Raw genomic sequence first — 8,233 nt, forward strand, 5'->3', positions numbered from 1 at the left:
CAAAACAGCAGCGCCCCGAACGCGCGCAGCCAGCGCGTCGGCCCCTGGCCGGGGAAATACCCCAGGCACGAAGCGATGAACCATGCCGCCGGCATGGCCAGCATGGCCTGGGCGACGCCAGGCACCTCGAGGTATTGGTCGAACGCGAGCAGCAGGGCCCACATACCCAGCAGCTGGCCCGCCAGATAAAGGCAGAAAACCCACATTTCGGCGAACTCCGGCCCGTGGCGCCGGTAAACCACGGTGAGCGCCTGCGCCCCGGCCGGGAAAACCGCGCCCAGCAACACCCACTGCAGGTTCGACATCACCGTCCAGAGGGCCTGGGCCATGGCCGCCTGTTCCGAGCGTCCGTCCAGGCCCGTGCGGAAACCCGACTGCGCCGACTCGGTGCCGCCCACGGACTGGAACACGATGGCCATCAGCGCGAACCCCAGCAGGAACCAGCGCAGGGGCCGCACCACCCGCGGGTCGCGCTGGTCCACGTAGCGGCGGATCAAGGCGCCGGGCGATCGGCACAGCTGCCAGAACGTCCAAGGCAGTCCGCGCTCGAGATTGAAGACTTCGTCGCCAAAGTCACGCCCAAAAGGCTTTCATCGTCAGGCGCGGAGGCGGGCTGGAGGGGCTGTGGTCCATGGCAGCGGGTGCGGACGGGAGACATCGGGAACATACGCGAACCCGGGCCTGGGCGCTCGGCGCACGCGGGCGCAATGTCTGCTACCGAACAGAGCGGCCGACGAGGCGGTGCTAAATCCGGAACGTGCTTCCCGACGGCAGCGTCGGGCCCTCTGCGCCTGCAGGAAAGCCTATGTCGGTCGACGCGATCACCGTGTTGGGCACCGCCGCCTACGGCGGCATGGAGCTGCGCTCGCCACTTCGCCACGATGAAAGCGACCTGCGCAAACGGCGACAGCGCGCGTCCTCCGCCCGCAGCGTCGCCGCACGCGCCGAAGCCACGGCGCCCCTGCCCCGCCCTCTCACCGTTTTGCTGATCGATCGCGACGACCGCAGCCGCCAACGCCTCCAGTCCCTTTTGGCGGCGGAGGGCTTCGCCACCTGCCCGGCCCGCACGCTCGAGGACGCGCAGGTCCTGCTGGATAAGCTCGTGCCGGACCTCGTGCTGCTCAACCCCGGGCGCGGCTGCGGCAGCGAGGCCAGCCAAGCGCTGAAGGACGACCCGCGCAGCGCCGGCGTGCCGGTGATGCTGGTACTGGCCAGGCTGGACGGCCGCACGCGCACGGGCAGCATCCTGGCCGGCGCCCAGGAATTTATCCGTCGCCCGGTGAACCGGCACGTGCTGGCACTGCGAATCCGCAACCTGGTGGAGCTGGTGCGGCTGCGCGCCGCGGTGGCGCAGCCGCCAGAGTTGCAGGAACGCGCGGTGCGCCAACGCAACAGCGAACTCGAGCGCTTCCGCAGCGCGATGGAAGGCGCCGCTGATGCCATCTTCCTGATCGACCGCAGCACGATGGGCTTCGTGGAGGTCAACCAGACCGCCTGCAACCTGCTGGGCTACACCCGCGAAGAGCTGTTTTCGGCGGGCCCCGGGCTTGTGTGGCTTGCCCCTCCCCAGGAGCTGGAGGACGAGTTCGACGCCATCATCGCCGCCGGTGCCGACACCGGTCCGGTGGACGCGCGCATGCGCCACAAGCAGGGCGCGCTGGTGGACGTGGAGATCCACCAGCAGGCGCAGCGCTGGGGCGAGGACTGGCTGGTGGTGGGCATCGTTCGCGACATCACCGAGCGCAAGCAGGCCGAAGAAAGCCTGCACCACCTGGCGCACTACGACACGTTGACCGGCTTGCCCAACCGCGCCCTGTTCTACGCCACCCTCGAGCGCACCGTGGCCCAGGCCACATCCCACGACTGGGGCGTGGCGGTGCTGTTCATCGACCTGGACAACTTCAAGAGCGTCAACGACACCCTGGGCCACGCCATCGGCGACGAGCTGCTGAGCCAGTTGGGCAACCGCCTGGTTAAGTGCGTGCGCACGCGCGACGTGATCGGCCGCCTGGGCGGCGACGAGTTTGCGCTGATCCTGGTGATGAACGACTGCCGCAGCGGCGCCGCGCTGGTGGCCTGCAAGGTGCGGGCGGCGCTGCAGGCGCCGTTCCGGCTGATGGGCCACGACGTGATGGTGACGGCCAGCATCGGCATCACGATCTACCCCGACGATGCGCAGGACGCCACCACACTGCTGCGCTACGCCGACATGGCGATGTACCGCGCCAAGCAGTCTGGCCGCGACGCGGCGTGTTTCTTCACCGCGCAGATGAACGTCGACCTGATCGCTCGCATGGAGCTGGAGTCCGCGCTGCGCGCCGCTGTGGACAACGGCGAGTTCGTGCTGAACTACCAGCCCAAGATGGCGCTGGGCGACGACCACATCACCGGCGTGGAGGCCCTGTTGCGCTGGCAGCGGCCGGGGCACGGGCTGGTGGGCCCGCAGGACTTCGTGACGGTGCTGGAGGAAACCGGGCTGATCGTCGCCGTCGGCCGCAACGTCATCCGCGCGGCCTGCCGGCAGATTGCGCAGTGGCTGCATTCGTCGGTGGGGCCGGTGCAGATCGCGGTCAACATCTCCGCGCGCCAGTTCACCGACGGCAACCTGGCCCAGGACGTGCGCCAGGCACTGGACGAAAGCGGCATCCCGGCCCACCTGCTGGAGCTGGAGCTGACCGAAAGCTCGCTGATGGAGAACACCGAGCGCACCGTGGACACACTCACCAGCCTCAAGGCCATGGGGCTGGCCATCACCATCGACGACTTCGGCACCGGTTATTCCAGCCTGGCCTACCTGCGCCGGTTCCCGATCGACAAACTCAAGATTGACATCGCCTTCATCCGCGACATCACCACCAGCCCGGACGATGCCACCATCGCACTGGCCATCATCACCATGGCCCACAGCCTGAAGCTGACCGTGATCGCCGAAGGCGTGGAAACCATGGAGCAGCTCACCTACCTGCGCCGCCACCGCTGCGACCAGATCCAGGGCTACCTGTTCAGCCGTCCGCTGCCGCCACCGGAAATGGAGTGGATGCTGCTCGACCGATGCCGCGCGCCAACGCCGCTCGAGGCCGCGCTGCGGCTGCAGTTCCCGCCGGAGGCAGGCTGAGCGCGAGGGCGCATCTTTCTTTTCACTTCGCGCGGAATTCCTACGGCAGGGAAAGGCGGCCGACTGACGGCGCCTGCCCGCCACCCCGGTAGTTTCGACGGGCAGGCAGACCTCTGCCGGCCATCGTCAACCTTTCCGAGGAATTCCCATGAGAATCGGCTTCGCCACGCTGCTCGCCGCACTCGCGCTGCTCTCGGCGCTCGCACCCTCGCCTGCCCGCGCCCAGGCTCCCATCGACTGCAGCAACGGCTGCTACATCGTCACCTGCGATACCCAGCTGTGCACGCTGTGGCGCTGCGACTCGAAGGGATGTACCTACGTCACCGGCTGGGACCGAAAGGTGGTGGAGGGCCCCCTGGCCGCTGGCCGCGCCGCCAAGGCGGCGGCACCGGGACCTGAAGTGGCTTACGCCACGGTGTGCCAGGCAGGGAAGCGCTGCGACCTGTACGAGCTCTCCACCACCGAGGCGCTGCGGCTGGGCTCGTTCGACAACGTGGCCGACCTGGTGAAATACCGTGAGTCCATGCGCGGTGAAGCCGTTCGCCACAGGTGAGCGGCGTTCGCGGGCAGGCACGCAGTCGCGGCCTGCCCGCCATTACGGTTACTTGAGCTTGTCGGGGAAGGCGCTCAGCAGCTTGGCCACCTTCGGCAGGGAGACGAACTGGATGTAGGGCTGTCCGGGATTCTTCGCCGCGTAGTCGTGGTGGTAGGCCTCGGCCACGAAGAACGTGTCCAGCGGCTCGATCGTGGTGGCCAAGGGCGAAGCGAACACATTCGCCGCCGTCAGCTGGTCCATGTAGGCCGCGGCCACCTCGCGCTGGGCATCATCGGCCGGAAACAGCGCCGATCGATACTGGGTGCCGACGTCGTTGCCCTGGCGGTCCTTCTGCGTCGGGTCGTGCGCCACCGCGAAGAACACCTTGAGCAACTGGCCGTAGCTGATGCGTGCCGGGTCGTAGAGGATGCGGATAACCTCGGCGTGGCCGGTGCGGCCGCTGCACACCTGCTTGTAGTCGGCCGTGTCGGCGCTGCCGCCGGCATAGCCGGGCTGCACCTCGGTGACGCCTTCAAGGCGGCGGAACACCGCCTCGGTGCACCAGAAGCAGCCCCCACCCAGGATGGCATCGCCGCGGTCGCTGGCCGTGGGCAAGTCCAGCGCCGGGTCGGGCACTTGGCTGGCCGGAACGCGCAGGCCAAGGCCGGGGATGTCACAGGAGGAATTCGACATGGGGACTCCGGAAATTCCCGTAACACTGCGCCAAGCCGTGCAAAGCTGGCGCGAAGACGCGCCGGCAAAATGCCCGCGCCGGGCTCAGTCGCAGGGATCCATCAGGGCATCGGCGGCTTCCGAGCAGAAGGGGCCTTCCCAGCGCGCCATCAGCGCCAGGTAGAGCAGCTTCTCGAACTCGGGGCGGAAACGGCGGATCACCGAATCCGGGTCCGGCATCAGCTTGGCGTCGGCAATCAGGCCGAAATGCACCTGGCCGTTGTAGCTCAGGATCGAGATGCCCAGGCCAATGGAGCCGGTCTGCGGCACCCAGAACATCATGTCGGTGATCTTGCGGCCGCCCAGGTACAGCGGCATCTGCGGGCCGGGCACGTTGGTGGCCACGGCCGAAGCCTTGCGGCTGAACATCTCCAGCGCGAAGGCCTGCACCGGCGGCGGCGCCATGCCCACCGCGGCCAGCGCGCCGAAGGTAGCCACGGCCTGGCGCGACTTGCGCAGCACCTTCATGCACGCCGCCACCCGCTCCAGGCGCCGCATCGGGTTGGCCTCGCCCACCGGCAGCTCCAGGAACACCAGGCCGAAGTGGTTGCCCAGCTGCTTGGCATGCTCCAGCGGGCGCAGGTTCACCGGCACCGTGGCGCGCAGGGTGATGCCTTCCAGGTGCTCGCCGCGCTCGAGCATGTAGCTGCGCAGCGCACCGGTGGCCGAAGCCAGCAGCAAATCGTTGACGGTGCAGCAAAGGGCGCGGCTCACCGACTTCACTTCGTCCAGGTCCAGCTTCTCGGCCCAGGCGACGCGCTTGCTGACGCCCAGGCGGCCCTTGAGCACGGTTTCCGGGTCGTCCGGCAGGGCCAGCGCCATGCCGACTTCCTTGGCGATGTCCACGCCCTCGCTGGCCAGCATCGCCGCCAGGGTGGGGTCGCGGTAGAAGTCCATGCCCTTTTCGATCATCTTGCCGCCCAGCTGCATGTAGCGGTCGATGGCACCGACGCGCTTGGCCACCGGGGCGTGTTCTTCGTGCTTCAGCCAACGCTTGGCCAGGGCCGCCTTGCGCTTGGGATCGTCACCCATCTCCGTCATGGAAAGGATGACCTGCACCAGCGCCATGCCGTCGGCGTAGCAGTGGTGGATGCGGGTGATCAGGGCCGAACCACCGCCGAACTTCTCCACCAGGTGGAACTGCCAAAGCGGCTTGGTCTTGTCCAGCGGCGTCGACGCCATCTGGCTGGTCAGGCGTTCGAGCTCTTTCTTGCCGCCCTTGCCCGGCAGCGCGGTGAGGCGGATGTGCCAGTCAATGTCGAAGTCCTGGTCGTCCTGCCAGAACGCACCGGTGGGCGTGTCGAGCACCTTCTGCCGGAAACGCGGGTACGAAAGGAACTTCGTTTCGATGACCTTGCGCAGGGTTTTGATGTCCAGCGGCGTCTCGAACATCATCACGCCGGTGATCATCATCAGGTTGGTGGGGCGCTCCATGCGCAGCCACGCCGTGTCCACGCGCGACATCGGCGACTTCCGGATCCGTGCACGCGCCTCGGCCATAACCCCTCCCCCGAACAGCGGTCAGGATGCCGCCTGCGCAGCGCAGGCGTCAAACCCTCGCCTTCAGCGCTCCACGGGCGGCTTGGTCTTGGCGCCCGAATAGGCCTCCAGCGCCGCATCGCGGCTGGCCTTCAGGTCGACGATCGGGCGCAGGGGGTAGTCCGGCGCCAGCCGGCGCAGCAGCTCGGGCTGCTCCCAGGGCGCCGCCAGGGCGGCATCGGGCAGCTTGGCCAGCTCGGGCACCCAGCGCCGGATGTATTTGCCCGAGGCGTCGAACTTCTGGGCCTGCGCGATCGGGCTGAAGATGCGGAAGTAGGGGGCGGCGTCGGCGCCGGTGCCCGCGGTCCACTGCCAGCCCTGCGTGTTGTTGGGCAGGTCGGCGTCCAGCAGCGTGTCCCAGAACCAGTCGGCGCCGTGCTTCCAGTGGTAGCGCAGGTTCTTGGTGAGGAAGCTGCCCACCACCATACGCACGCGGTTGTGCATCCAACCGGTGTGCCACAGCTCGCGCATGCCGGCGTCCACGATCGGCACGCCGGTGCGGCCGCGCTGCCAGGCCGCCAGGTGCGCGGGGTCGGGCGTGGCCCAGCGGAAATCCTGGAACTTGGGGTTGAGGTTTTCCTGCGCCGTGCGCGGGAAGTGGTACAGAAGGTGGTGGCTGAATTCGCGCCAGCCCAGCTCGCTCAGGAAGTGGTCGATGTCGGGCTGCACCGCGGCCGGCCAATGCCGCGCCAGCACGGCCGAGACAATGCGCCGCGGTGAAATTTCGCCGAAATGCAGGTGCGGCGACAGTTTCGAGGTGGCGATGCGGTCGGGGTAGTTGCGCTGTTCCTTGTAGCCGTTGGCGGCGCCGTCCAGGAAGGCGTCCAGCAGCTCCAGCGCACCCGCTTCGCCGGGCTGCCAGTCGTCCCAGAAGCCGGCGTCCCAGCGCGGCTCGGGCTTGCGTGGCTCAAGCCTGAGGTCGTCCACGCCCAGGCCGGCCAGCATCACCGGCACTTCGGGCAGGCGCGCGGGCGCGGCGGGCGGGGCTTTCGGGTCCAGCCGCTGGCGCGCGTTCTTCCAGAACGGCGTGAACACGCGGTAGGGATCGCCCTGCCCCGTTTCCACCGTCCAGGGCTCCACCAGCAGGGCGGCGTTGTGGCTTTCCACCGTCAGGCCGCGCGATTTGAGGCCCTGCTTGATGCGGGTGTCGCGGGCGATGGCGGCGGGTTCGTACAGCCGGTTCCAGTGCAGCGCCTCGGCACGGGTTTCGGCGATGAGCTTTTCAATCTCGGCCAGGCTTTCGCCGCGGCGGATGACCAGGCGCGAACCGCGTGCCCGCAGGTCGGCGTCCAGCGCCAGCAGCGACTTGTGCAGCCAGGCCTGGCTGGCGGCGCCCGGGGCCCAGGGGGCCTCTTCGTCGGGCGCGTGGATGTACACCGGCACCGGCACGTGGCCAGCGCGCAGGGCGGCCTGCAGCGCCGGGTTGTCGTCCAGGCGCAGGTCACGGCGGAACCAGATCAGGGCATGGGACATGAAAAGCTCAGGCGGTTTTCACGTAGGGTCGCACCGCCTGGAAGCCGCCGTCGAGCCCGATCACCTGGCCGCTCACCCAGCCGGCCGCGTCCGACAGAAGGAACGCACCCAGCGCCGCAGCGTCGGCGGCTTCGCCGTGGCGGCCCAGCGGGTACTGGCCGGCGATGGCCTTGGCCGCGGACTCGTTCGACAGCATGCGTTCGGTAGCCGGCGTGCGCATCAGTCCGGGCGCGATGGCGTTCACGCGCAGGCCGGCGCTGGAAAAATCGGCCGCCAGCGAACGCACCAGGCCTTCCACGCCCGCCTTGGCCATCGCGATCACCGCGTGGTTGGACACGCCGATGCCGGCGGCCACCGAGCTGAAGAACAGCAGCGCCCCAGGACGGTCGGACTTCTGCACGCGTGGCGCATAGGCCTTGGACACGAAGAAGGCGCTGTCGAGGTTGGCGGCCATGCAGGCGCGGTACTGCGCTTCGGTGGTGCGGCCGATCGGGGCGATCAGGATGGCGCCGGCGCAGTGCGCCACGGCGTCGGGCGGGTTGCCGAAGGCCTCGGTGGCCTGGGCCACGGCCGCTTCGGCGCCGGCCTCGGTGGCGACATCGGCTTCGATGGCGAGGTCGTGGTCGCCGGCGACGATGTTGCTGGCGTCACGCGACACCAGCGCCAGCCGCCAGCCCTGTTCGCGCAGCGTTTGGGCCAGCGCGGTGGCGACGCCGCCGGTGGCGCCGGTGATCAGGCAGGTTTTCATGGGCCGTCCGCTTGCGTGGATAAGACGCGCAGGTTAGCCGTCCACCCCGTGTGGCGGCCGTGAATAACCGGGAAAAAACCCCCGCACTTAA

Annotated in this window: 7 protein-coding genes; 2 read left to right on the forward strand and 5 right to left on the reverse strand. The window is 68.6% G+C overall.

Annotation, left to right across the window (positions count from 1 at the left end; all coding sequences use genetic code 11):
- Positions 1–497 (reverse strand): hypothetical protein (locus tag K0M70_RS01750; RefSeq protein WP_290778473.1); only part of this gene is annotated, 497 nt, incomplete at its 3' end.
- A 308-nt stretch (positions 498–805) separates the two neighbouring features.
- Here K0M70_RS01750 and K0M70_RS01755 point away from each other — a divergent pair.
- Together K0M70_RS01755 and K0M70_RS01760 are read left to right on the forward strand one after the other, a co-directional pair.
- Positions 806–3,115, forward strand: a complete 2,310-nt coding sequence (locus K0M70_RS01755; protein ID WP_290778474.1) for an EAL domain-containing protein — start codon at positions 806–808, stop codon at positions 3,113–3,115.
- 148 nt (positions 3,116–3,263) lie between these two features.
- Positions 3,264–3,668 (forward strand): hypothetical protein, encoded by a 405-nt coding sequence (locus tag K0M70_RS01760; protein ID WP_290778477.1) that lies wholly within the window; start codon positions 3,264–3,266, stop codon positions 3,666–3,668.
- Between the two features lie 48 nt (positions 3,669–3,716).
- On the opposite strand, the gene msrA is transcribed toward K0M70_RS01760, so the two are convergent.
- The 4 genes from msrA to K0M70_RS01780 form a co-directional block, all read right to left on the reverse strand.
- Complete coding sequence (gene msrA / locus K0M70_RS01765; protein ID WP_290778479.1) at positions 3,717–4,343, reverse strand: peptide-methionine (S)-S-oxide reductase MsrA; 627 nt, start codon at positions 4,341–4,343, stop codon at positions 3,717–3,719.
- 84 nt (positions 4,344–4,427) lie between these two features.
- Entirely contained in the window at positions 4,428–5,846 is a 1,419-nt protein-coding gene (locus K0M70_RS01770; RefSeq protein ID WP_290778481.1) for a wax ester/triacylglycerol synthase family O-acyltransferase, read from the reverse strand.
- Positions 5,847–5,945: 99 nt separating this feature from the next.
- Complete coding sequence (locus K0M70_RS01775) at positions 5,946–7,394, reverse strand: deoxyribodipyrimidine photo-lyase (protein ID WP_290778483.1); 1,449 nt, start codon at positions 7,392–7,394, stop codon at positions 5,946–5,948.
- A 7-nt stretch (positions 7,395–7,401) separates the two neighbouring features.
- Positions 7,402–8,142, reverse strand: coding sequence for an SDR family oxidoreductase (locus K0M70_RS01780; RefSeq protein WP_290778485.1), 741 nt, complete (start codon positions 8,140–8,142; stop codon positions 7,402–7,404).
- Between the last annotated feature and the right edge of the window lie 91 nt (positions 8,143–8,233).

Source organism: Arenimonas sp., assembly GCF_019459675.1.
Taxonomy (GTDB): domain Bacteria; phylum Pseudomonadota; class Gammaproteobacteria; order Xanthomonadales; family Xanthomonadaceae; genus Arenimonas.

What these genes read in the sequence shown, in the direction of transcription:
- K0M70_RS01755 (WP_290778474.1), top strand. Translation starts at nt 806, where the DNA reads ATGTCGGTCGACGCGATCACCGTGTTGGGCACCGCCGCCTACGGCGGC.
- K0M70_RS01760 (WP_290778477.1), top strand. Translation starts at nt 3,264, where the DNA reads ATGAGAATCGGCTTCGCCACGCTGCTCGCCGCACTCGCGCTGCTCTCG.
- msrA (WP_290778479.1), bottom strand. Translation starts at nt 4,343, where the DNA reads ATGTCGAATTCCTCCTGTGACATCCCCGGCCTTGGCCTGCGCGTTCCG.
- K0M70_RS01770 (WP_290778481.1), bottom strand. Translation starts at nt 5,846, where the DNA reads ATGTCGCGCGTGGACACGGCGTGGCTGCGCATGGAGCGCCCCACCAAC.
- K0M70_RS01775 (WP_290778483.1), bottom strand. Translation starts at nt 7,394, where the DNA reads ATGTCCCATGCCCTGATCTGGTTCCGCCGTGACCTGCGCCTGGACGAC.
- K0M70_RS01780 (WP_290778485.1), bottom strand. Translation starts at nt 8,142, where the DNA reads ATGAAAACCTGCCTGATCACCGGCGCCACCGGCGGCGTCGCCACCGCG.